We start from the raw sequence: 21,121 nt of genomic DNA, 5'->3' as shown, positions 1-21,121 counted from the left end.
GACCTCACCGGCCAGCTCACCCAGTCCAAGCTGCTCAGTCGCGAGAGCCAGCAGCTGCTCACCGAAATCGCCGCGCTGCGCCGCAACTTGTTCCAGGCGCAGATCAGCCAGCGCAGCGCATCGCCGCTGAGCATGGCGTTCTGGAGCCGCTTCGCGCAGAACCTGCCTGATGACAGCGGCAACTTCCGGCAGCTCTCACAGTCCGTGCAGGGCGCGCTCGCCCAGGCCTGGCAGCCGGGCAATCGCCTGCCCTTCATCCTGTGCCTGACTGCCGCCGTCGCGCTGCTCGCGGGTGGGCGGCGCGTCTTCGAATACAAGATGCTGGACATCGCGGCGCGTTACCTGCCGTCGGGTCATCTGCGCCGCAGCGCCATGGCGGTGGTGGTCACCGTCGGCACGACCCTGATCTATGGCATCGCCGCGTGGCTGATCTATCTGGCGGTGAACTGGAACGGCGTGTTCGACGAGGAACTGGACGAGCTGGTGCGCCCCATTGTTCGCCTGATGTTCTACGTCGCGACCATGGCGGGCCTGGGCCGTGCCCTGTTGATGGTGAAGCATCCATCCTGGCGCCTGCCGCCGATCTCCGACAACCTCGCGACCCGGCTGTGGCCCTTCCCCAGCCTGATGGCGTACAGCGCCTTGCTGCTGGGCGTGATCGAACGCGTCACCAACGACATCAGCGCCAGCCTCTCCACCGCCATGGCCGCCAATGCGCTGGCGGCCACGCTGATCGGCGGCCTGGTGGCCTATGCGCTGGTGCTGATGAGCCGCGCGCGCCGTGCCCTGCTCACCAGCGGCGCCACACCCGCAGCCCGGCCGCTGTGGGTGGGTGTGCTGGTGCTGTGCGCGTTCCTGGGCATGTTGATCACCCTGATCTCGGTGTTCACGGGCTATATCGCGCTCGCCTTCTATGTGGCGCGGCAGATGCTGCGCGCGGGTTTCTTGATCGCCGCGCTGTATGTGGTCATGCACCTGATCAACGATCTGTGCGAATCGGTGCTCTCGCCCGACTCCCGCACCGGTGTACGACTGCAGGAAAATTTCGGCATCGCGCCGGCCCGCCTCGAACAGACCGCGACCGTACTCTCCGGCGTCGGCCGCGCCTTCCTGTTGATGTTCGCCATCCCCTTGATCCTGGCGCCCTATGGTGCGGGCGCCAACGAACTGATGGATCGCGGCACGCGCATCTTCAATGGCCTCTCGCTGGGCACGCTTACCATCAATCCCACCAGCATCTTCAATGCGATGGTGGTGCTGGTGGTCGGTTACGTCGTCGTGCGCCTGATCAAGCGCTGGCTGAGCAAGCAGCTGCTGCCGAAAACGTCGCTGGATGTGGGCATGCAGATGTCCATCGTGACCTTGCTCGGTTACGTGGGCGGCATCCTGGTGTTCGTGCTGGTGCTGGGCGCGCTCAAAGTGGACGTGCAAAGCATCGCCTGGGTGGCCAGTGCGCTGTCCGTGGGTATCGGTTTTGGCCTGCAGGCGATCGTGCAGAACTTCATCTCCGGCCTGATCCTGCTGGCCGAGCGWCCGGTRAAGGTCGGCGACWKGGTGAGCATCRGCGGCGTSGARGGCGACATCMRGCGCATCAAYGTGCGCGCSACSGARATCCAGYWAGGCGAYCGCTCCACCGTGATCGTGCCGAACTCGCAGCTGATCACGCAGAACGTGCGCAATGTGACGCTCGCCAATGCGCAAGGCCGCGTTCAGATCCGCCTGCCGATGCCGCTGGGCACCGATCCGAACAAGGTGCGGCAGATCATCTTCGACATCCTGCGCAATCACTCGGTGACGCTCAACACGCCGGCGCCCACCGTGCAGCTGGACAGCATCGATTCCGGTTCGATGATGTTCGTGTGCACCGCCTACGTGAACAATCCGCGCGACTCGGGCACGGTCAAGAGCGACCTGCTGTTCGAGATCCTCGATCGCCTGCGCAAGGCCGATCTGCCGCTCACCACGCCGCAGGACATGGTGGTACGCACCATGCAGCACGATCCGGCGACGGCGCCGAGTCCGTCGACCACCGTCTTTCCCGGCAAGCCATCCTGACAGCCATGCCGCATCGGCCTAAACTCCGGGCGTCACCCGGAGTCAGCCGATGGGACACCACGTCGTCGTACCTGCGCCGCCGCTCAACGCCCTGATTTCCCGCCTGTGGGATTGGGACATGCCGCCGGCTGCGCATCATTTCGAACGCGTGCTGCCGGTGCCGGGCGCGGCGCTGATCATCAACCTCCATGAGAACGAGACCCGCGTCTACAGCGACGACGCGGATCGCCGCTGCCTGCGCGCCGCCGCCTCGGTGATCGGCGGACCGTGCCTGCGCAGCCAGATCATCGACACTGCCGAACAGGTACGCGTGATGGGCGCGGTGTTCCATCCCGGTGGCGCGCATGCCTTCACCGGCGAAGACCACGAAGCGCTGGTCGGCCAGGACATCGGCCTGGAAGACATCTTCGGCCACAGCGCCCACCGCCTGCGCGAGCAGTTGCTGGACACGCCCTGCCCGCACGAGCGACTCGCTCTGCTGGAGCAATGGCTGCTCGCCCATATGCGCAAACCACAACTCGCCCCCGAGGTGTTGCATGCGCTGGACCAGATCAGCGCACGGCCGCAAGTGGCACGCATTGGTCCGCTGGTGCGCGATGTCGGGCTGTCGGAATATCGCTTTGGCCGTCTATTTCGCCGGCAGGTGGGCATGGGGCCGAAGCGCTATGCGCGACTGATGCGTTTTCGCCACGTGGTGGATGCGGTCTATCGATCGACCGCCGTGGACTGGAGCGGCGTGGCGATCGACGGCGGCTACGGCGACCAGGCGCATTTGGTGCACGAGTTCCGCGACTTTGCCGGCATGACGCCAACGGCATTCATGGCGGCACGCGGACCGTATCCCAATCACCTGCCCCTGGACTGAAGGCGGTATCCGCTACCATCACGGCGGATTGATGCCTCTCTTCATCTCGCCCGTGGCATGATCGGCCATCCCCTCCGAGTCCCCGCCATGTCTGCCGACCTGTTCTCGCCTGCTCCCGCGCAGGGCCTTGCATCGCGTATCCGCGTCGGCATCGGCGGCTGGAACTTCGCCCCGTGGCGCAACAACTTCTATCCCACCGGCCTGGTGCAGCGCCGTGAACTGGAATACGCCAGCCGCCATCTGCGCGCCATCGAGATCAACGGCACGTATTACGGCGCGCAAAAGCCCACGACGTACGCCAAGTGGGCGGCTGAAACGCCGGCAGGTTTCGTGTTCTCGCTGAAGGCGCCGCGCTACGTCACCGAAGGCAAGCGACTGGCCGATGCCGGTCGCGGTATCGATGGCTTCGTATTTGGCGGCCTGGCCGAGTTCGGCGATCGCCTGGGACCGGTGCTGTGGCAGCTCAGGCCGACGCGCCCGTTCGATGCCAACGACCTGGCCGCCTTCCTCGATCTGTTACCGCGCGAACTCAATGGCCAGCCGATGCGCCATGTGCTGGAGGTGCGCCACCCCAGTTTTCTCGACGAGCGCTACGTGGAACTGGCGCGTTCGTATCGCATCCCTACCGTATTCACCGATTCGCCGGAGCATCCGTCGCTGGCCGACCTGACCGGCGACTTCGCCTATGCGCGGCTGATGCGCAGCGAAGCGCAGCTGGAGACGGGCTATCCATCGGGCGACCTGGATATCTGGACCACGCGCGCACGTGCCTGGGCCGAGGGCCACGACCTGCCGGATCTGCCGCACGTGTCGGCGCCCTTGAAAGCTCAGGCGCCGCGCGATGTATTCATCTACTTCATCAGCAGCGCGAAGGAACGCAATCCCGCCGCGGCCATGTCGCTGCAGCGGCGGGTGGACAAAAAGGGCTGATGCCCGCGTGCCTGGGCACGCCGAAGGATCTACACTCGCGCCACTCTGACCAGGCGTTTCGTGATGCGCGCACTCAAACCATTGCTTCTGCTGGTCGTGCTGGCCGTGGCGGCGCTGCTGTGGGGTCGCCACACCTCGGAACCCGCGCCCCCCGGCAGCGTGGCGTCGCAAAGCGCGACCGCGCCAGGCGCCGCACCGACGCGCAGCGACTCGCTGCCTTCGTTCCTGCCGCCGGAAGCGGCCGACATCCTGCGGCGCATCGCCAACGGCGGTCCGTACGAGCATCGCCAGGACGGCGTGGTGTTCCAGAATCGCGAAGGGCGCCTGCCGGCCAGGCCCCAGGGGTATTACCACGAGTACACGGTGGACACGCCGGGACTCGATTACCGCGGCGCGCGGCGCATCATCACCGGCGGCACGCCGCCGCAGACCTACTACTACACCGACGACCACTACCGTACGTTCCGCCAGTTCGAGGTATCCCGATGAGCGCGCAATTTGATCTCGATTTCGGCGATGCCGAAGACGGCGGCATCTTCTTCGTCACCAGCGAGGATCTGGAGCCCCTGGCCGAAGCGGCCGGCATGCAGGGTCTGCGCGTATGCCGCATCAGCCTGGCTGACTACACCGATCACGAGGCGCTGTTCGATCGCCTGACCCGGGCGCTGCAGCTGCCCGCCGACTTTGGCCGCAACTGGGATGCACTGGCCGACAGCATGCGCGACCTGTCCTGGCTCAAGGCCAGCGGCTATATCCTGCTGTTCGACCACGCCGAACAGATGCGCAGCCGCAACGAGGACGACTTCGACACCTTGCTGGATATTCTCGAGGAAGCGGTCGACTACTGGCAGGACGCCGGCGCCCCGTTCTTCGTGTTCTTCGCGCTGCCCGAAAGCGCTTTCGACGATACCGACGACTGAGTAAGCACATCACCATGCAAGACATCGATTTCGACCTGGACCGCGACTACGTGGAACTCAACCAACTGCTGAAGCTGGTCGGCCTGTGCGACAGCGGCGGCGCGGGCAAGGCCATCGTGGCGTCGGGCGTGGTCTATGTGGACGGCCAGCAGGAGCTGCGCAAGACCTGCAAGATCCACGCGGGCCAGGTGGTGCAGCTGGAAGACTTCGTCATCCACGTGAACGCGCTGGACTGATCACGCCTCCGGCATCGGCAGCGCGGCGAGCCTGGCATCGAGCAGCGACGATGCCGGCAGGCGGATGCCAAATTGCTCCGCGATCACTCGCTTGATCTCGTCCGTCGTCTGCAGCGTGCGGCGTACCGATTCGTGCCCCAGGGCATGCACGGCGAACTCGCGGTTGCGCAGGGCGAGCCGGCGATCGGCGAGGGTGCGCGCCACGATGAGATTGTGCCGGAACAGCGACGAGGGATAAGTCGAGGTGAAGTGGTTGCCGACCACATAATCGATCGGCTCCGCGGGCTGCAGGCGAAACCGGTACAGCGTGCGCCACTGTTCGCCCACCCGTGCCTGCATGCGCCACTGCACGCCGTCGGTGATGAGCCGGAACGGCTCCAGCGAGGTGGGTTGCGCCTCATCGACCACCAGGCGCAGCGCGCCGCCCAGCGCCATGCTGCCGAAGCCCACATCGGCCAGCCAGCTCTCGCCCTCCACTTCCACACGCAACAACATATGCGTTTGCGGGCTCTCGGCATCCTCTGGCTGGTTCCACAGCACGCGGGCGATCAGCCCGGTGACATCGAAGCCCACCGCCTTCAGCACGGCGGTGAACAACGCATTCTGTTCAAAGCAGTAGCCGCCGCGCTGGCCGTTCACCAGCTTGTCTTCGATCGCCGCCAGCTCCAGCGACACCGGCGCGTCCAGCAGCGGATCGAGATTCTCGAACGGGATGGCCGCGATATGCGCCGTAGCGAGCGCGCGCAGGGTCGCTACATCTGCCCTGGGCTCGCCGACAAACCCGATGCGTTGCAGGTAGCCCTCGAGATCAAGCTGGTGCGGCATGGCGGCCTCCATGGCGAGAAAGCCGCACGATAACACCGCCTTGGCGAGGCCTTTGCACCCGGCCGGACGCAAGCTGTCAGGATGCAGGTAACCGGAAGCGACCCGGCGGCGAATAAGGAAGCAAGGCCCGCGATCCTACGGGCATGCCGTCCCCCTCCTCGATGGAGCGTTCGTTCATGAGCATCCGCCGATTCAAGCTGTTCCCCACCCTCGCTGGGCTAGTTCTGATGGCAGGCCTCGGCGCCTGCACGCTGGCCGCCGCCGGCGACAACACCGTGATTCCCGACCCGGCGGTCGATGCCGCGCCCGCCCAGGGCGATCAGGTGGCCGTGTTGGCCGGCGGCTGTTTCTGGGGCCTGCAGGCCGTGTTCGAGCACGTCAAAGGCGTGAAGAAAGTGTGGGCCGGTTATTCCGGCGGCGCCGCCAATACCGCCGACTACGATCGCGTGAGCGACGGCGACACCGGCCACGCCGAGTCCGTGAAGATCGTCTACGACCCCAGCAAGGTCAGCTATGGCCAGTTGCTGAAGGTGTACTTCTCGGTGGCCACCGATCCGACCCAGCTCAATCGCCAGGGCCCGGACGTGGGCACGCAGTATCGTTCGGCGATCTTCTATGGCAACGACGACCAAAAGCGCGTTGCCACCGCGTACATCGCCCAGCTGAGCGCCGCGCATGCCTATGCCGATCCCATCGTGACGCAGGTGGTGCCGCTGAAGGGTTTCTATGTCGCCGAGTCCTATCACCAGGACTATGCGAAGCGTCATCCGAACGAACCGTACATCGTGTTCAACGATGCACCGAAGGTCACGCATCTTCAGCAACAGTTTCCGACGCTTTATCAGCCTGACCGCGAAATAGTCAGCGTCACGCTGCACTGACGATCAGCCAGCCTCGGGCGGCACCAGGCGCAGGTGGGAATTGCCCTGGCGCCGGCCGGGGCTGAGCAACTGGGCGATCACATCGGGTTCGACCGGACGCGAATACAGGAAGCCCTGCCCTTCGGTGCATCCGGCACGCAGCAGGAAGCGATGTTGTTCTTCGGTTTCGATGCCTTCGGCGATCGGGCTGATATCCAGACGGCGGCACAACGTCAGCATGGACTCGACGATGGCGCCATCGCTGACGTCGTCAGGCAGGCCGGCGACGAAGCTCTGGTCGATCTTCAGATAATCGATGGCGCGCAGTTTCAGATAGCTCATCGACGAATAGCCCGTACCGAAATCGTCGATCGCCACGCCCACACCCAACGAGTGCAACGCGTGCAGGGTGCGCTCCATCTCCTCGCCCAGGCGAAGAATGGCGCCTTCGGTGATCTCCAGCATCAGCCGCTCGGGCGCGAGGCGGCGCGCTTCAAGGAGCATGCGGATTTCGTCGACGAAGTTGGCCTGTCCAAACCAGTTCGCCGACACATTCACCGCCATGCGCAAGGGCGGCAGTCCGGCCTTGTCCCACGCGGACATCTGCTCGCAGGCAGCCTGCAGCACCCATTGGTCGATGCGCCGGATCAGGCCGAGCTTCTCCGCCATCGGGATGAATTCGCCCGGCGCGATCAGCCCGCGCTGCGGGTGATACCAGCGCAACAGCGCCTCGACCGCCACGATGCGGCCTGTGCGCATTTCCACCGTGGGCTGGTACATCAGGCGGAACTCGTTCTCCGACAGCGCCTTGCGCAGTTCCGAGGCCAGCGCGATACGGCGCCGTGCGTCGGCCTGCATGCGCGGCGAGTAGAAGCGGAACGCATTGCGCTCCTCGGTCTTGGCCGCGTACATGGCGGCATCGGCATTGGTGATCAGGGTGGGCACGTCGGTGCCGTCGAGCGGGAAGCAGGCAATGCCGATACTGGCGCTGAGCGCAAGCTCGTAGTCGCCCACCGCAAACGGCGTCGACAGCACCGTCAGCAGGCGACCCGCCAGCGCGCTCGCCTGCTCGCGCGAATGCAGGTCCGACAGCAGTACGGTGAACTCATCGCCGCCGATGCGGCCCGCCACGCCGCGATCGCCCAGCTCATAGACGATGCGCTCGGCCACCTTCACCAGCAGGTGATCGCCGATGGCATGGGTGTAGCTGTCGTTGACCGCCTTGAACGCATCCAGGTCGATGAACACGACGGCCGCCATGCCACGCTCCCGCTCGGCAGTCGTCACCGCCTGCACGCAGCGACGCTCGAACTCGGCCCGGTTGGGCAGGCCGGTGAGCGTGTCGTGCGCGGCCATGTATTGCAGGCGCTGCTCGTTCGCCTTGGCGGTGCTGATGTTGTTGATGACTGCCACGTAATGCTGCACCTCGCCTTCCGGGTTGCGGATGGCGCTGATGCTGAGCAGCTCGGGATAGCTGGTGCCATCCATGCGGCGGCTGCGTACCTCGCCGACCCAGTTGCCCTCGGCCTCGATCACGTCCCACACCGAGTTGGGCAGCGGCGAACCGTCGGCCAGGCAGCGCAGGTCGTCGAAACGCAGCCCCTGCAGGGCCTGCACGGTGAAGCCGGTCATGCGGATATGCGCGGCGTTGACGCGCGTCACGCGCCGATCCGCCTCGGCGATGATCACGCCCTCGGCAATGCTGGCCAGCGCCTCCGACGCGATGCGTCGCTGCTGCTCCAGGTTCACCCGTTCGGTGATATCGCGCAGGATCGATTGGCGAACGCTCTGCGCCCCCCAGTGGGTCACGCTGCTGCGCATCTCCACCGGGCGCAATTCGCCGTCCGCCATGCGCAGCTCGCCGGTGATGGCGCCATCGGCGCGGTGCAGCAGCGGCGTAAAGAACGTGGACAGGGCTTCGCCGGTGAGCTTGTCCTCGTCACGACCGGTCCATTGCAAGGCCGTGCGGTTCGCCTCCAGGATGCGGCCGCTTTCTTCGTCCACCATCAGGATGGCATCGGCGGCGCTGTTGAACAGCATGCTGTAGCGCTCCTCGGTGCCGCGGATCCGCGACAGGATGCGCTGGGCCATGCGCAGCCACAGCAAGGAGGCGATGCACGCGGTGAGGAACACCGCCGCGAACAGCACCTTGCCGAGCCAGATCGCGCCCTGCGCCACTTCCAGCGAGAAACCGTTGGTGAGCGGCTCCAGATCGTTGTTGAGCCCGTTGATCCGATCGAGCTGCCACTGCAGCCATGCCGGCTCGGGCTGGCCGCGCGCATAGGCTTCGCTCAATTCCTTGGCCACGCCATCGAGCTGGCCCAGCGGACCATCGGCGGCACGCCATAGCGAAACGGCTTCGTGCATGTGCTGCACATCGGTGCAGCAGCGCAGCATGAAGATCATGCCGGGCTCGGCCTGCGGCAGGATCTTGCCGCGCTGGAACGCATCGTGGATGAGCTTGCGGTCGTAATGGCCCGAGGCGATCGCGTCGCGCGCCCAGCCATCGGACGTCAATAGTCCGTAGTTTCGGCGAAAGGCCGCCAGCCGGGCCGCATCGCCGGACTGGGCATAACCGAGCAGGTCCACCACCGCCTGCTTCTGCGCCTTGCTCCAGACACTCTCGCCGTTGAGGAAACCGGCGAGAGTGACCTGGACCTGGAGGGCTCCCCAGGTAAGCATGAGAATCAGGCCGATGACGGCCACCAGCCCATAGGCCAATGGCCTCAAGCGCCGGGACAGCGGTCTTGGAGAGGTGCTACGGATCAAATCCATGGCGTCCTTTTACACGACCACTCCATAAAGCTACATCTCGTCCCGTCACGCTGTCGACGACGAGATCCCCGTTATGCCGCTTGCTCTGCCACTTCGTTCATCGTGTGCTGCACCAGACAACGCTCCAGACCGTAGTGCAGACTCACGTAGCTACGCTCGATGCATTCGCGCAGATGCTCCACTTCCTCCTCTGCGGGCTGGCTGCCCATCAGGGTGCAAACGATCTCCAGCGCCTCCCACGGATGAGTATCGTCATAAGCGGCGTGTAGCTGAAGCCAACGCAGGGTGGACTTGCGACCGGCAGCCGGCAGGCTGTTGGCGTAGGCCACGCTGTCGAACACCTTCTGGGACCACTCGCCGGTGACGCCTTCGATGGCGTAGTTGGTGGCGGCGATGCCGGCGGCCAGCGTGTCGCGGGCACAGACGTCATGGCACCACTCCGCGGCAGTCTGGGTGCCGCGCGGCGGCATGCCGTCGAGCACCTCCTCACGCGACACACCCGAGCCCTCGGCCCAATCCAGCCAGTACTCGGCATGGTTCTGCTCCACGCGGATGTTGCGGACCAGCCAGCGTCGAGCCATGTKGTCGCCGGCACTGCGTCCATAACGCGTCTTGAGCAGGCTCAATGCCATGAAGCCCGGGAAGCGCTCGATCAGCGACCAGGTGCCGACCATGAAGTTGCGCACGGTAGCCAAGTCGATACTACCTTCGCTCATCATGTCCCACATCACGTGGTCGCGGACGCTCCGGCGGGCGGGTTCGCAGGCTTCGATCATTTCGCGCGCCCATTTGGGGTAGCTCGACAGTTCGGTCAGCGAGCCGGTGCGTACAGTGTTGGTGTTCATGCAGTTTCTCCAGTCGTCAATCAAGGAAACCGCCGGACCCTGCCCGGCGGCCCGACACAAGCCGTGCCGGACCACCAGTGTGGTCACGCCTCGAATGGCTTGCGAACGCCCGTTGCGAAGCAACCTGGAAAAACCTGCGCAAGTGATTGACTAAAAGAGGAAAAGCGAAAATAAGCCAGCTGGCTGCCGACCCGGAACTGGCGGAAAACTGACGTCGGAATTCCGGCGCACGCCAAGTCTTTGACGCTAAAGCGGGAGCCATGAGCAGCACGACCCGATAGACACGCGCACACAAACGTGGCCCGCCATTGGGCGGGCCGCGGCATCAAGCGCCGTTCCGTTAGTGCGAACCCAATACGCCGGACAAGACCATCAACAGGCCTGCGATCGACACCGCCCACACCAGGGTGCGCAGATAGGGAATGCCGGCCGCATAGATCGGCAGGTAGACCACGCGCGCCCAGAAGTAGATCTCGGCGCCAAGCGCGGTCGTGCCACTCGCGCATTGCCCCACCACGACCACCAGCACGGCGGCCGCGAAGAACGCAAAGGTCTCGAGGAAATTGCGGCTGGCGCGGCTGGCCCGATCGGCGACGCCGGTCAGCGGGGCTTCGCCGGAGCGATTGCCGGCATTCCAGGCCATGCCTCGCTGCATGGTGGCCAGCGTCACCGCAAACACCACATAGACCAGGCCCAACACAATCGACCACGCCAACATCTTCAGTTCGACCGGCATGTCGCCACTCCTCGTTGGATGTGGCGACATGATGCGCCCGGGCGCGGCCCTGCACCACCGGTGGGCGTCTTATGGATGTACCGAGGACGCCACGYTACGCGCGATATCGGCGAACAGCGCGGCGCGCTGCYGATCGCTGGCCGACGAGTCCATCAGAAACGCGGCCACCAGCACAGTGTGCCCATCGGGCCAGCGGATGATGCCGATATCGTTGAATGCAGCCGTGCGCTTGCCCAGCGCGCCGGACGTGCCGGTCTTGTCGGCAAAAGTCAGGCCTGCCGGCAAACCCGCGCGCAGGCGGTTCGGGATGGTTTGCGCTTCCATCAGCGCGAGCAGGCGCTGGGTCGATACCGGCGACAGCAGCTCGCCCTGGACCAACTTTCCAAGGAACGCGATCGCCGCATGCGGCGTGCTGCGATTGCGCGGGTCGGCGAGAAAGGCCTGATAGCCCGACTGGTAGCGCAGGTCCGCGGCCGCACTGCTTTCGTGCGCCGGCGCCTGTTCGCCCGGACGCAGACCGTGGAACACCTGCGCGATGTCTGCCTCGTCCACGTCCACGCGCATGCCATCGATGCCGTGCGCATGCAAATACGTCGTCACCACGACAGCACCACCGACGGCGCGGATCAAGGCATTCACGGCCGTGTTGTCGCTTTCGGTCACCGCGGCTTTCAACAGCTGCTCGATGGTGAAGCTCATGCGCTCGCCGTGGAAGTGTGCGCCGATGGACGGTATCGCCGAGCCGCCCATCACCTGATCGCGCGTGACCGTCACTGTCTGCTGCAAGGACAGCGATCCATCGTCAATCCGCGACAGCACCGCAGCGGCGACCGGCGCCTTGAACACGCTCATCATCGGGAATGCGCGATCCGCGTCGACGCCGGTGGTAGCGCCCGACTTCAAATCGAGCACGGCCACGCCCAACGTGCCCGGTTGCGCGCGCTGCGCCAAGGCATCCAATGCGTGTTGGAGCGCCTCGTTGGTTGAGGCTGACGGTTGTGGGCTGGCCGCGGGCGAGACGCCCGAGACAGCCGAGCATGCGATCGCGAACATCGCCGTGCACCATGCACGGCGGGCAGTCGAAAAAGCCATGGAGAGTCCTTTCGAGTGGGGTGACCCGGGCACTTTCTCAGCCGACTATGGCAAATCTCGGGCGCTCACCTGTCCTTGGCGCGACAGCAGTGCCCTGCGCCGTCCGCAAGGCACCGCGATTCGATCAGATCATCGGCAGGTTGAGGCCTTGCTCTTTCGCGCACTCGATGGCGATCTCATAACCCGCATCGGCATGACGCATCACGCCGGTGCCCGGGTCATTCCACAGCACGCGCGCAAGGCGCTGGTCGGCCGCTTCGCTGCCATCACATACGATCACCACGCCCGAATGCTGCGAGTAACCCATGCCCACGCCGCCCCCATGGTGCAGCGACACCCAGGTCGCGCCGCCGGCGACATTGAGCATCGCGTTCAGCAGCGGCCAATCGCTCACCGCATCCGAACCGTCGCGCATCGCTTCGGTCTCGCGATTGGGGCTGGCCACCGAACCCGAATCCAGATGATCGCGGCCAATCACCACCGGCGCCTTCAGCTCGCCATTGCGCACCATCTCGTTGAACGCGAGGCCCAGCTTGTGGCGCACGCCCAGACCCACCCAGCAGATGCGCGCCGGCAGGCCCTGGAAATTGATGCGTTCCTTCGCCATGTCCAGCCAGCGATGCAGGTGCGGATCATCGGGGATCAGCTCCTTCACCTTCTGGTCGGTCTTGTAGATGTCTTCCGGATCGCCCGACAGCGCCACCCAGCGGAACGGGCCCACGCCACGGCAGAACAGCGGACGCACGAAGGCCGGCACGAAACCCGGGAACGCGAACGCATCCGCGCAGCCTTCGTCCTTCGCCATCTGGCGGATGTTGTTGCCGTAATCGAACGTCGGTACGCCCTGCTGGTGAAACGCGAGCATCGCTTCCACGTGCGTCTTCATCGACTGCTTGGCCGCCTTGGACGTGCCGGCCGGATCGCTCTTGCGGCGCTCGAACCACTGCTCGACCGTCCAGCCCTGCGGCAGGTAACCATTGACCGGATCGTGCGCGCTGGTCTGGTCGGTGACSRYGTCCGGRCGCACGCCGCGGCGCACSAGTTCSGGCAGCACWTCGGCGGCGTTGCCAAGCAGCGCGATCGACTTTGCTTCACCGGCCGCGGTGTATTTCGCGATGCGCGCGAGCGCGTCGTCCAGATCGGTTGCCTGCTCGTCGACGTAACGCGTCTTCAGGCGGAAATCGATGCGGCTCTGCTGGCATTCGATGTTGAGCGAGCACGCACCAGCCAGCGATGCAGCCAGCGGTTGCGCGCCGCCCATGCCGCCCAGRCCSGCGGTGAGGATCCAYTTGCCCTTGAGGCTGCCGCCGTAGTGCTGGCGACCCATTTCCACAAAGGTCTCGTAAGTGCCCTGCACGATGCCTTGCGWGCCGATATAGATCCACGAGCCGGCSGTCATCTGGCCGTACATCATCAAGCCCTTCTTATCGAGCTCGTTGAAGTGCTCCCAGTTCGCCCACGCCGGCACCAGGTTGGAATTGGCGAGCAGGACGCGCGGCGCATCCGGATGGCTGGGAAACACGCCGACCGGCTTGCCGGACTGGATCAGCAGCGTCTCGTTGTCGTTGAGCTCGCGCAGGGCGCGCAGGATKGCGTCGAAGCATTCCCAGTTGCGCGCCGCCCGCCCGATGCCGCCGTAAACCACCAGTTCCGCCGGATTTTCCGCCACTTCCGGATCGAGGTTGTTCTGCAGCATGCGGAACGGCGCCTCGGTCAGCCAGCTCTTGCAACTCAACTCGGTGCCGCGCGGCGCGCGGATGGTACGGGTGGTGTCGATGCGGGTGGGAGCGTTCATGGGAAGCGTCACAGCCAGGGGAAAGTGCCATTGTGACGAGGCTGGCCGGCGCCCGCAAACCGCATTGCGGCAAAGTCCCGCCCATCCACCTTTCGGCACTTTCGCGACGCGCAAGGCGAAATCATGCTTGCCGCACTCCCCCCCTGAGGTTGCGCCCATGCAGCGTTTCCTGATTCTGGCCGTGCTGGGTGTGGCCGCGTTCGTTGGTCATGCGCAGGCTGCTGAAACATCGCGTTGCGCGGTGTGGCAACGAGAACTCTCGTTCGCCGCGTCAGTGGATCGGCACGACGAGAAGGCGTTTGCCGAGCATATCGACAGCGATGCCGTCTTCGCGGCGAACACTGCCCATCCGCAGCGCGGCCGGGCGGCGATCGTCAAGCAGTGGAAGACGTTGCTCGAAGGCAAGAGCATGCGCGTGCGCTGGTACCCCGCCTGGGTGGTGCAGGCAGGCGATCCATCGACCGTGCTGTCGAGCGGACCGGCCCTGCTGGAAAACCTCGCGCCGAACGCGAATCCGCGCTACACGCTGATCGCATTCAGCACGGTATGGCATCGCGGCAATGACGGCGTATGGCGCGTGATGTTCGACGGCGGCGACGAAGGACGCGCAGCGAGCGCCCAGGACGTGGCGAATTTCGAGTCAGGGCGCCGTGCGGAGTGCGCGCCCGATCTCGTGTCGCTTGCCATCGTCCGCTGAGCACCCCGCACCTTTCATTGCAATGATGCGTGGTGGGGTGATGGCGCCGATTTCGCGGAAGCCTTGGCGGCGCCGTCCTGCAGTGCCTGCTCTGCCCTCATTCGCAACAGCGCGCGATGCATCTCGGGCGTGGTATCGAAGTGGGCCGCGAAATAGTCCGCGGTATCCTTCAAGCCCTTCCTTGGCTGGCGCATCTGAATCTCGGCGCGCAACCACCAACCATAAGGCTCGCTGGGCGCTGCCTGCACCAAACGCTCGTCCAGCGCCCAGGCCTTGTCCCAGTCATGCGTCTGGTTCATATAGAGGTTTGCCAGTGCGGCAACTGCCTGCCTATGGTTTGGCGACAAAGCGAGCGTGGCCAGATAGTCCTGCTCGGCATGCGGATAGTCGTTCAACATCTCATAGGCGTTGCCGCGCGCAACCACATAGTCGGCATTGCCGGGCTCCTCACGCATCAGCTGGCTGGCCTGCGCGACCGCCCATGCTGATTCATCGAATTCGTTGAGGTTGTATACCCGACGCGCGCGGGCGCTGCGGTCTTCGGGATAGAAGCGCAAATCCTCGGAGAAATACACGGTCGACAGATCCAGGTGGTTGCATGCCTCGGCGGACTCGGCGGCCGTGGACAGCTGCGAGGCTACGGCAACCTGGTCGAATACGAGACGGAACTGCTCGAACCGGCCCGGTACGTTGCAGTCATCGCCATCGAGATCCACTTCCTCCGCAACCGCCTTTTCCGGCAGCAGCATAAGCAAGGGATTGTCGGATGCATGCTTCAGCGCCGCCTGCCCGTTCTGCTTCATCTGCTGGATCGAGCCGCCCCAGCGGGGTTGCAGGGCGCGCATCATTTCGCTGTAGATCGCAAAGTTTGCCGGATCGGTGTGCAAGCCGGCATCGGCCGCGTTTCTTACATAGGCCGAGCCCAGGCTGAGTTGCCCTGCGTCGATCATGGCGACGTACGCAGGCGTCATGCGCGGATCGAGTGATACGGCATGGCGCAGGTCCGCATCCGCGAGCGCCAGCAAGCGTTCCATCGCGTCGATGTTGCTGCGCGGCGTGTCCTGTATGTATTCCTTTCCGCGTGCATGCCACGCCATGGCGACGTAGGAGACGCCACTGGCGGTGTATGCAAACGCACTGTGCGGGGACGCCTGCTTCCAGTGTTCCAGCAGGGGACGCAAATCAAGGTCGCTGCGGTTGAACCAAGTTTCGAACGCATGATCCATCACGCCTGCCACGTCCGGCTTGTGCAACTTGTCGTCGAGCATCCCCGCCAATCGCCGGTCCAGCTCGACGTACTGGCCCTGCTCAAGCAGTGCATGTACCTGTTCAAACGACATCGACGGATACGTTCGATAGCGGCAATACGCCGCGACGGCGGCCGGCGACCAATGGCTGCCGGGTGGATCCGGATATGCGAGACAGCGCTGCAGCGGATCGGTGATCGCTTCGGCACGTTTGGCGCCGGCGAGGAATCTGTAGACGCTGTTGCGGTCGAACACATGCGCATTGGCTCTGTTCGGCAGAGCCACGGTCGGCGCCAGCTTGGGCGCGGGCCGATTGATGCGAGCGACCATTGCATGCTGCCAGCTCGCAGCCATTGCCCAGACGCCGCCGCCAACGGCCAAACCGAGTCCGGCCGCCGCGGCGAGCCACCACTTGTTTCCGACGTTCATTCCCTGGCCCCCCAGTGATTGCGCAAAACCCTAACATTGACGCCCATGTTCGCCAATCACGGGGCGGCCGTGCAGGCTGAACCTCCCGGCATTGATGTCCGAAAACGGCCAGTTTGAGCCTGCCCCCGGTGCTAATCTCGCCGCATGGCCCCCCAGACCGCCCCCTTGCCCGACGACCGCACCTGCGAGCAGGCGCGCCTCAGCCGCGATGCACGCTTCGACGGACTGTTCTTCACCGCCGTCACCAGCACACGCATCTACTGCCGCCCGGTATGCCCTGCCCCGTCGCCGAAACCACAGAACGTGCGCTATTACGCGAGTGCCGCGGCGGCGGAAGCGGCCGGGTTTCGTCCATGCCTGCGTTGCCGGCCCGAACTGTCGCCTGGCAATGACGCGTGGCAACGCGGCGACCACGTCATTGCACGCACGTTGAAACTGATGGACAGCGGCGCGTTCGACGAATTATCCGTGGATGCGATGGCTGAGCGCGTTGGCGTCGGCGCGCGACAGCTGCGCCGGCTGTTCGTGGAACGTCTTGGTGCGCCGCCGATCAGCGTCCATACGACGCGACGCCTGTTGTTCGCCAAGCAGCTGCTCACTGAAACGACGATGCCTGTCACGGAAGTCGCGCTCGCATCCGGCTTCGGCAGCCTGCGCCGTTTCAATGCGGCGTTCCTGCAAGCGAACCGCATGGCGCCACGCGACTTGCGTCGCCACCCCGGCGCGGCGACCGGCGATGCGATCACGCTGCGGCTCGCGTATCGGCCGCCTTATGACTTCGAAGCGATCCTCGCGTTCCTGCGCGGACGCGCGCTGCCCGGCGTGGAGCACGTAGACGAGCACAGCTACGCGCGTGTATTCGGTACGCCTGAGGCACCGGGCTGGCTGCGCCTGAGCGCATGGCCCGGCCACGATCATGCGCTGCGACTGCAACTGCACTGCCCGCAGCCGGCGCAGATGCTCGGCGTGGTGAACAAGCTGCGTCGCATGTTCGACCTCGACGCGAGCCCGCAATCGATCAGCGATGCACTGAAGGAAAGTCCGGTGCTGCGACCGCTGCTGCGCAAGCGCCCGGGTTTGCGCCTGCCCGGCGGCTGGGACGGCTTTGAAATCGCGGTGCGCGCGATCCTCGGGCAACAAGTTAGCGTGGCCGCCGCGCGTACCCTGGCGACGCGCATCGTGCAGCACTTCGGTACGCCGGTTGTGTCGCCGGTGGCCGAACTGCAACGCTTGTTCCCGGGCCCGGCATTGTTGGTCGATGCAGATCTCCGCTCGATTGGCCTCACCACTGCCCGTGCGGCGACGGTGCGCGGCGTCGCACAGGCGCTGCTGGACGGGCGCATCGATTTTCGCAGCGAGCAGCCGCTGGAAGAATTCGTCGAACGCTGGGTCGCGCTGCCAGGCATCGGCGAATGGACTGCGCATTACATGGCGATGCGCGCGCTCAGCCACCCGGATGCCTTCCCTGCGGCCGATCTTATTCTTCGTCGCGTGGCCGCCGGTGACGGTCCTGAATTGTCGACGAAAGCGCTGACCTCGCTCGCCGAGGGCTGGCGACCGTGGCGCGCCTATTCCGTCATGCATTTGTGGCGCAGCGCCAGCGACGCTGCTGCATCGAGCAAGAAGGTGGCCTGATGAACGAGATGATCTGGCACGACGAGATGGACACGCCGATCGGCCTGTTGCGTTTGGTCGCGGACGAAGCGGGCTTGCGCGAGATCTGGTTTTCCACCGGCCGCCATCAACGCGCGCCGAACCCGGCCTGGATACGCGCACGCGAACCACTCGCCCAGGCAAGACAGCAGCTCGAAGAATACTTCGCCGGCGTACGACAGCAATTCGATCTAAAACTGCATCCCCTCGGCACGCCGTTCCAGCAGGAGGTGTGGTGGGAGCTGGCGCGCATTCCTTACGGCGCCACCATCAGCTACGGCGAACTCGCGCGTCGCATCCAGCATCCGCAGGCCGTGCGCGCCGTGGGCGCTGCGAACGGACGCAATCCGTTGCCGATCGTGCTGCCCTGTCATCGCGTGATCGGTGCGAACGGCAGCCTCACGGGGTTCGGTGGCGGCCTGCCGACCAAGCAGTTTCTGTTGTCGATGGAAAGCCGCATTGCCGAAGGCGACCTGTTCGGCGCCCAGTTGCATCTCGCGGCACACTAGGTGCCGCGCAGGCACCCTATCGATCAGCGCTCGTTCGCCGCCGGCGGCGGCGTCAACGCGTTCTGGTAGGAATCGAGCTGATGCGGCCGATGCGATAGATGATACGTATCCGTCGTGGACGGCGCCGGCGTCGGCTTGGTCTTGCTGGCCTTAGGCGCGGGCGTGGCATTCGCATCAACATGCGATGCTTTCGTATTCGCCTGCGATGCCGGCTTGTACGCCGACATTGCCGCGGGCGCGGCAACGGTGGAAGCACTCGCAGGCGCACCACCCGTTTCCGGATGCGCCGCTGCCATACCGGCCCAGCACGAGCAAGTGACGAAAGTTGCGCAAAGAAAAAGACGTGTAATGGTCATACGCCTAGGCGATCATACGGACTTTGTACCCATGATAAGTCCTTGCGCATGAAGATCCTGTTTCGCCCGCTGCTCTGTGCGCTAGTCGCGCTCGGAGCAGCTTGTGCCACGCCTCACCCGCAACCGGTTTCCACGCCAGCGCCGCAGCCTGCTGTCGCAGCAAAGCCCGCTCCCGTGCCCGCACCGCTGCTGCTGATCTCGATCGACGGTTATCGCACCGATTACATCGAACGCGGACTGAGCCCCACGCTTGCATCGCTGGCCAAGCAAGGCGTGCGCGCCACCGACGGCATGCAGCCGTCGTTTCCGTCGCTGACGTTTCCCAATCACTACACCATCGTCACCGGCCTGCGCCCGGATCACCACGGCATCGTCAACAACACGATGACTGATCCGGTGCTCGGAAAATTTTCGCTGGGCAATCGCGATGCGGTCAGCAATGGCCAGTGGTGGGCTCAGGGCACGCCGCTGTGGGAAACCGCGCAACAGCACGGCRTGAAGACGGCCACCATGTTCTGGCCGGGTTCCGAAGCGGATATCCACGGCGCCCATCCGAATTTCTGGAAGCCGTACGACGGCAATGTCACGCCCGACCAGCGCGTGGACCAGGTGCTGGCGTGGCTGGATCTTCCCGCCGGCGAGCGCCCGACCTTCCTCACGTTGTACTTCGATGAGGTGGATCACGCCGGCCATCATTTCGGACCCGATTCGCCGCAGGTCAACGAGGCGATCGCGCATACCGATGCGGCGCTGGATCGTCTCGTCAAAGGCCTGCAGCAACGGGGCCTGCTCGATCGCATCAACATGATCATCGTGGCCGACCACGGCATGGCGAGTTCTCCGAAGGCCAACGTCGTGGTGATCGACAAACTCATCCCGCTCAAGCAGGTGGAGCTGGTGAGCGTGGGCGTGCTGGCCGGTTTCAACCCCAGGCCGGGGTTCGACTTCGCCAAGATTGAAGCCAGGATGGAGCAGCCCCAGCAGCATATGACGTGCTGGGACAAGACGCGCGTACCCGAGCGCCTCGCCTATGGCAGCAATGCGCGTGTGCCGCAGCTGCTGTGCCTGGCCGATGTCGGCTGGCGTATCTCGACCCGCGAGTACCTGGCGAAGAAGAAAGAGCCCATGCGCGGCGACCACGGTTACGACAACGCCGCGCCGCAGATGCAGGCGCTGTTCGTGGCGCATGGCCCGGCCTTCCGCGCAGGCGCCGAGATCCCGTCGTTTCCGAACGTGGATGTCTATCCGCTGATGACCCATCTGCTCGACCTGCCGGCCGCCGCCAGCGATGGCGACTACGACGCGGTGAAGGGCATGCTCAAGCCGGACGCGCAGTAAGCCGGCAACTCACGCTGCGGAGGCGTGCAACGCGCTTCCGCAGCCTCACTGGGGAATCGGCGGTTCCGTTTCCGGTCGGGACGGACTGACCAGCGGCGGCAGCCGATACAGGCGCCACGCAATCAACAGTCCGGCGACGACCAGCGCGCCGACAAACACCGCCACGCCGTTCCAGCCGTGCGATGCGTAGAACAGGCCACCGCTGGCGCCAGCCAGACTGGAACCCATGTAATAGGAAAACAGATAAAGCGACGAGGCCTGCGCCTTGTTGTCGCCGGCGCGACGCCCCACCCAGCTGCTGGCGATGGAATGCCCGCCGAAAAAGCCAAACGTCACTGCGACGATGCCCAGCACGATCAACCACAGTGGCCGCGTGGCCGTGAGCGCCAGCCCCACGAGCATCAGCGCGAAGGCCGTCCACAACACCTTGCGTCGCCCGAGCTTGCCGGCGAGATGTCCCATCCAGGCCGAGCTGAAGGTGCCGATCAGATACACGCTGAAGATCGCGCCCACCACTGCCTGGTTTAGCCCATAGGGTGGCGCCAGCAAGCGGTAGCCGATGTAGTTGTACAGCGTGACAAAGGCGCCCAGCAGCAGGAAGCCTTCGGCAAATAGCCACGGCAGGCCGGCGTCGCGAAAGGTCGAGGCGAAGCGCCCCATCAGCGCGCCCAGGTGAAACGGACGACGCACGTGATGACGCGACGGCGGCAGACTGCGCCAGAACACCACGCCGGCGATCAAGCCGATCACGCCGACCGTGGCCACACCCACGCGCCACCCGAAGAACTCAGCCAGCACGCCTGCCACCAGTCGTCCGCCCATGCCGCCAATGGCATTGCCGCTGATGTACAAGCCCATGCCCAGGCCGATCGATTCGGTGTGCATTTCTTCGCTGAGATATGTCATCGCCACCGCAGGCAATCCACTGAGGGTCAATCCCAGCAGCGCACGCAGTATC

The 21,121-nt window shown here is 65.0% G+C and carries 20 protein-coding genes; 11 read left to right on the top strand and 9 right to left on the bottom strand.

Features of this window, described 5'->3' with window-relative positions; all coding sequences use genetic code 11:
* The 6 genes from AC1DMG_RS10000 to AC1DMG_RS09975 all read left to right on the top strand — a co-directional run.
* Window positions 1–2,055, top strand: a 2,055-nt coding sequence (locus tag AC1DMG_RS10000) for a DUF3772 domain-containing protein (RefSeq protein ID WP_477180477.1), incomplete at its 5' end; no start/stop codon positions are given.
* A gap of 49 nt (window positions 2,056–2,104) precedes the next feature.
* Window positions 2,105–2,920 carry an AraC family transcriptional regulator gene (locus AC1DMG_RS09995; RefSeq protein WP_441603422.1) on the top strand — a complete coding sequence of 272 codons (816 nt, stop codon included), beginning with the start codon at window positions 2,105–2,107 and terminating at the stop codon, window positions 2,918–2,920.
* An 87-nt stretch (window positions 2,921–3,007) separates the two neighbouring features.
* Window positions 3,008–3,850, top strand: a complete 843-nt coding sequence (locus AC1DMG_RS09990; RefSeq protein ID WP_441603423.1) for a DUF72 domain-containing protein — start codon at window positions 3,008–3,010, stop codon at window positions 3,848–3,850.
* Window positions 3,851–3,913: 63 nt separating this feature from the next.
* Window positions 3,914–4,339, top strand: a complete 426-nt coding sequence (locus AC1DMG_RS09985) for a guanyl-specific ribonuclease (protein WP_441603424.1) — start codon at window positions 3,914–3,916, stop codon at window positions 4,337–4,339.
* Window positions 4,336–4,770, top strand: coding sequence for a barstar family protein (locus AC1DMG_RS09980; RefSeq protein ID WP_441603425.1), 435 nt, complete (start codon window positions 4,336–4,338; stop codon window positions 4,768–4,770). The genes AC1DMG_RS09985 and AC1DMG_RS09980 overlap by 4 nt, the downstream gene beginning before the upstream one ends.
* A 14-nt stretch (window positions 4,771–4,784) precedes the next feature.
* Entirely contained in the window at window positions 4,785–5,006 is a 222-nt protein-coding gene (locus tag AC1DMG_RS09975; protein WP_441603426.1) for an RNA-binding S4 domain-containing protein, read from the top strand.
* Here AC1DMG_RS09975 and AC1DMG_RS09970 read toward each other — a convergent pair whose 3' ends face one another.
* Window positions 5,007–5,831 (bottom strand): arylamine N-acetyltransferase family protein, encoded by an 825-nt coding sequence (locus tag AC1DMG_RS09970; RefSeq protein WP_441603427.1) that lies wholly within the window; start codon window positions 5,829–5,831, stop codon window positions 5,007–5,009.
* A 176-nt stretch (window positions 5,832–6,007) separates the two neighbouring features.
* Between AC1DMG_RS09970 and msrA the strand changes: the two genes are divergently transcribed.
* On the top strand, window positions 6,008–6,712 hold the full coding sequence (gene msrA / locus AC1DMG_RS09965; RefSeq protein ID WP_441603428.1) for a peptide-methionine (S)-S-oxide reductase MsrA: 705 nt from the start codon (window positions 6,008–6,010) through the stop codon (window positions 6,710–6,712).
* 3 nt (window positions 6,713–6,715) lie between these two features.
* Here msrA and AC1DMG_RS09960 read toward each other — a convergent pair whose 3' ends face one another.
* From AC1DMG_RS09960 to hutU, 5 genes are all read right to left on the bottom strand, one after another.
* Window positions 6,716–9,466, bottom strand: a complete 2,751-nt coding sequence (locus tag AC1DMG_RS09960) for a putative bifunctional diguanylate cyclase/phosphodiesterase (protein WP_441603429.1) — start codon at window positions 9,464–9,466, stop codon at window positions 6,716–6,718.
* A 71-nt stretch (window positions 9,467–9,537) separates the two neighbouring features.
* The gene (locus AC1DMG_RS09955) at window positions 9,538–10,311 is read right to left on the bottom strand and encodes a TenA family transcriptional regulator (RefSeq protein WP_477180476.1); all 774 of its coding nucleotides are present in this window, start codon (window positions 10,309–10,311) and stop codon (window positions 9,538–9,540) included.
* A 340-nt stretch (window positions 10,312–10,651) separates the two neighbouring features.
* On the bottom strand, window positions 10,652–11,047 hold the full coding sequence (locus AC1DMG_RS09950) for an MAPEG family protein (RefSeq protein WP_441603431.1): 396 nt from the start codon (window positions 11,045–11,047) through the stop codon (window positions 10,652–10,654).
* Window positions 11,048–11,116: 69 nt separating this feature from the next.
* Window positions 11,117–12,139 (bottom strand): class A beta-lactamase, encoded by a 1,023-nt coding sequence (gene bla, locus AC1DMG_RS09945; protein WP_477180475.1) that lies wholly within the window; start codon window positions 12,137–12,139, stop codon window positions 11,117–11,119.
* Window positions 12,140–12,263: 124 nt separating this feature from the next.
* On the bottom strand, window positions 12,264–13,934 hold the full coding sequence (gene hutU / locus AC1DMG_RS09940; protein ID WP_477180474.1) for a urocanate hydratase: 1,671 nt from the start codon (window positions 13,932–13,934) through the stop codon (window positions 12,264–12,266).
* 157 nt (window positions 13,935–14,091) lie between these two features.
* Here hutU and AC1DMG_RS09935 point away from each other — a divergent pair, with 157 nt between their 5' ends.
* Window positions 14,092–14,631 carry a YybH family protein gene (locus tag AC1DMG_RS09935; protein ID WP_441603434.1) on the top strand — a complete coding sequence of 180 codons (540 nt, stop codon included), beginning with the start codon at window positions 14,092–14,094 and terminating at the stop codon, window positions 14,629–14,631.
* Between the two features lie 14 nt (window positions 14,632–14,645).
* Here the strand turns inward: AC1DMG_RS09935 and AC1DMG_RS09930 are convergent, their stop codons facing one another.
* On the bottom strand, window positions 14,646–16,307 hold the full coding sequence (locus AC1DMG_RS09930; RefSeq protein ID WP_441603435.1) for a tetratricopeptide repeat protein: 1,662 nt from the start codon (window positions 16,305–16,307) through the stop codon (window positions 14,646–14,648).
* A gap of 144 nt (window positions 16,308–16,451) precedes the next feature.
* Here AC1DMG_RS09930 and AC1DMG_RS09925 point away from each other — a divergent pair, with 144 nt between their 5' ends.
* Window positions 16,452–17,942 (top strand): AlkA N-terminal domain-containing protein, encoded by a 1,491-nt coding sequence (locus AC1DMG_RS09925; protein WP_441603436.1) that lies wholly within the window; start codon window positions 16,452–16,454, stop codon window positions 17,940–17,942.
* The gene (locus AC1DMG_RS09920) at window positions 17,942–18,469 is read left to right on the top strand and encodes a methylated-DNA--[protein]-cysteine S-methyltransferase (RefSeq protein WP_441603437.1); all 528 of its coding nucleotides are present in this window, start codon (window positions 17,942–17,944) and stop codon (window positions 18,467–18,469) included. Before AC1DMG_RS09925 ends, AC1DMG_RS09920 begins: the two co-directional genes overlap by 1 nt.
* 23 nt (window positions 18,470–18,492) lie before the next feature.
* Here AC1DMG_RS09920 and AC1DMG_RS09915 read toward each other — a convergent pair whose 3' ends face one another.
* Entirely contained in the window at window positions 18,493–18,765 is a 273-nt protein-coding gene (locus tag AC1DMG_RS09915) for a hypothetical protein (protein WP_441603438.1), read from the bottom strand.
* A gap of 108 nt (window positions 18,766–18,873) precedes the next feature.
* On the opposite strand from AC1DMG_RS09915, the gene AC1DMG_RS09910 reads away from it, so the two are divergent.
* Window positions 18,874–20,163, top strand: coding sequence for an alkaline phosphatase family protein (locus AC1DMG_RS09910; RefSeq protein ID WP_477180478.1), 1,290 nt, complete (start codon window positions 18,874–18,876; stop codon window positions 20,161–20,163).
* A 45-nt stretch (window positions 20,164–20,208) separates the two neighbouring features.
* On the opposite strand, the gene AC1DMG_RS09905 is transcribed toward AC1DMG_RS09910, so the two are convergent.
* The coding region (locus AC1DMG_RS09905) for an MFS transporter (RefSeq protein WP_477180473.1) at window positions 20,209–21,121 on the bottom strand (913 nt) is incomplete at its 5' end.

It is taken from the genome of Dyella sp. 01N36, from assembly GCF_056399745.1.
Note: the sequence above shows the minus strand (reverse complement) of the source record. Positions and strands in the feature narration are given on the sequence as shown.

Bases quoted from the DNA above. Each gene is read 5' to 3' on its own strand.
- AC1DMG_RS09995 (WP_441603422.1), top strand. From the start codon at position 2,105: ATGGGACACCACGTCGTCGTACCTGCGCCGCCGCTCAACGCCCTGATT.
- AC1DMG_RS09990 (WP_441603423.1), top strand. From the start codon at position 3,008: ATGTCTGCCGACCTGTTCTCGCCTGCTCCCGCGCAGGGCCTTGCATCG.
- AC1DMG_RS09985 (WP_441603424.1), top strand. From the start codon at position 3,914: ATGCGCGCACTCAAACCATTGCTTCTGCTGGTCGTGCTGGCCGTGGCG.
- AC1DMG_RS09980 (WP_441603425.1), top strand. From the start codon at position 4,336: ATGAGCGCGCAATTTGATCTCGATTTCGGCGATGCCGAAGACGGCGGC.
- AC1DMG_RS09975 (WP_441603426.1), top strand. From the start codon at position 4,785: ATGCAAGACATCGATTTCGACCTGGACCGCGACTACGTGGAACTCAAC.
- AC1DMG_RS09970 (WP_441603427.1), bottom strand. From the start codon at position 5,831: ATGCCGCACCAGCTTGATCTCGAGGGCTACCTGCAACGCATCGGGTTT.
- msrA (WP_441603428.1), top strand. From the start codon at position 6,008: ATGAGCATCCGCCGATTCAAGCTGTTCCCCACCCTCGCTGGGCTAGTT.
- AC1DMG_RS09960 (WP_441603429.1), bottom strand. From the start codon at position 9,466: ATGGATTTGATCCGTAGCACCTCTCCAAGACCGCTGTCCCGGCGCTTG.
- AC1DMG_RS09950 (WP_441603431.1), bottom strand. From the start codon at position 11,047: ATGCCGGTCGAACTGAAGATGTTGGCGTGGTCGATTGTGTTGGGCCTG.
- AC1DMG_RS09935 (WP_441603434.1), top strand. From the start codon at position 14,092: ATGCAGCGTTTCCTGATTCTGGCCGTGCTGGGTGTGGCCGCGTTCGTT.
- AC1DMG_RS09930 (WP_441603435.1), bottom strand. From the start codon at position 16,307: ATGAACGTCGGAAACAAGTGGTGGCTCGCCGCGGCGGCCGGACTCGGT.
- AC1DMG_RS09925 (WP_441603436.1), top strand. From the start codon at position 16,452: ATGGCCCCCCAGACCGCCCCCTTGCCCGACGACCGCACCTGCGAGCAG.
- AC1DMG_RS09920 (WP_441603437.1), top strand. From the start codon at position 17,942: ATGAACGAGATGATCTGGCACGACGAGATGGACACGCCGATCGGCCTG.
- AC1DMG_RS09915 (WP_441603438.1), bottom strand. From the start codon at position 18,765: ATGGCAGCGGCGCATCCGGAAACGGGTGGTGCGCCTGCGAGTGCTTCC.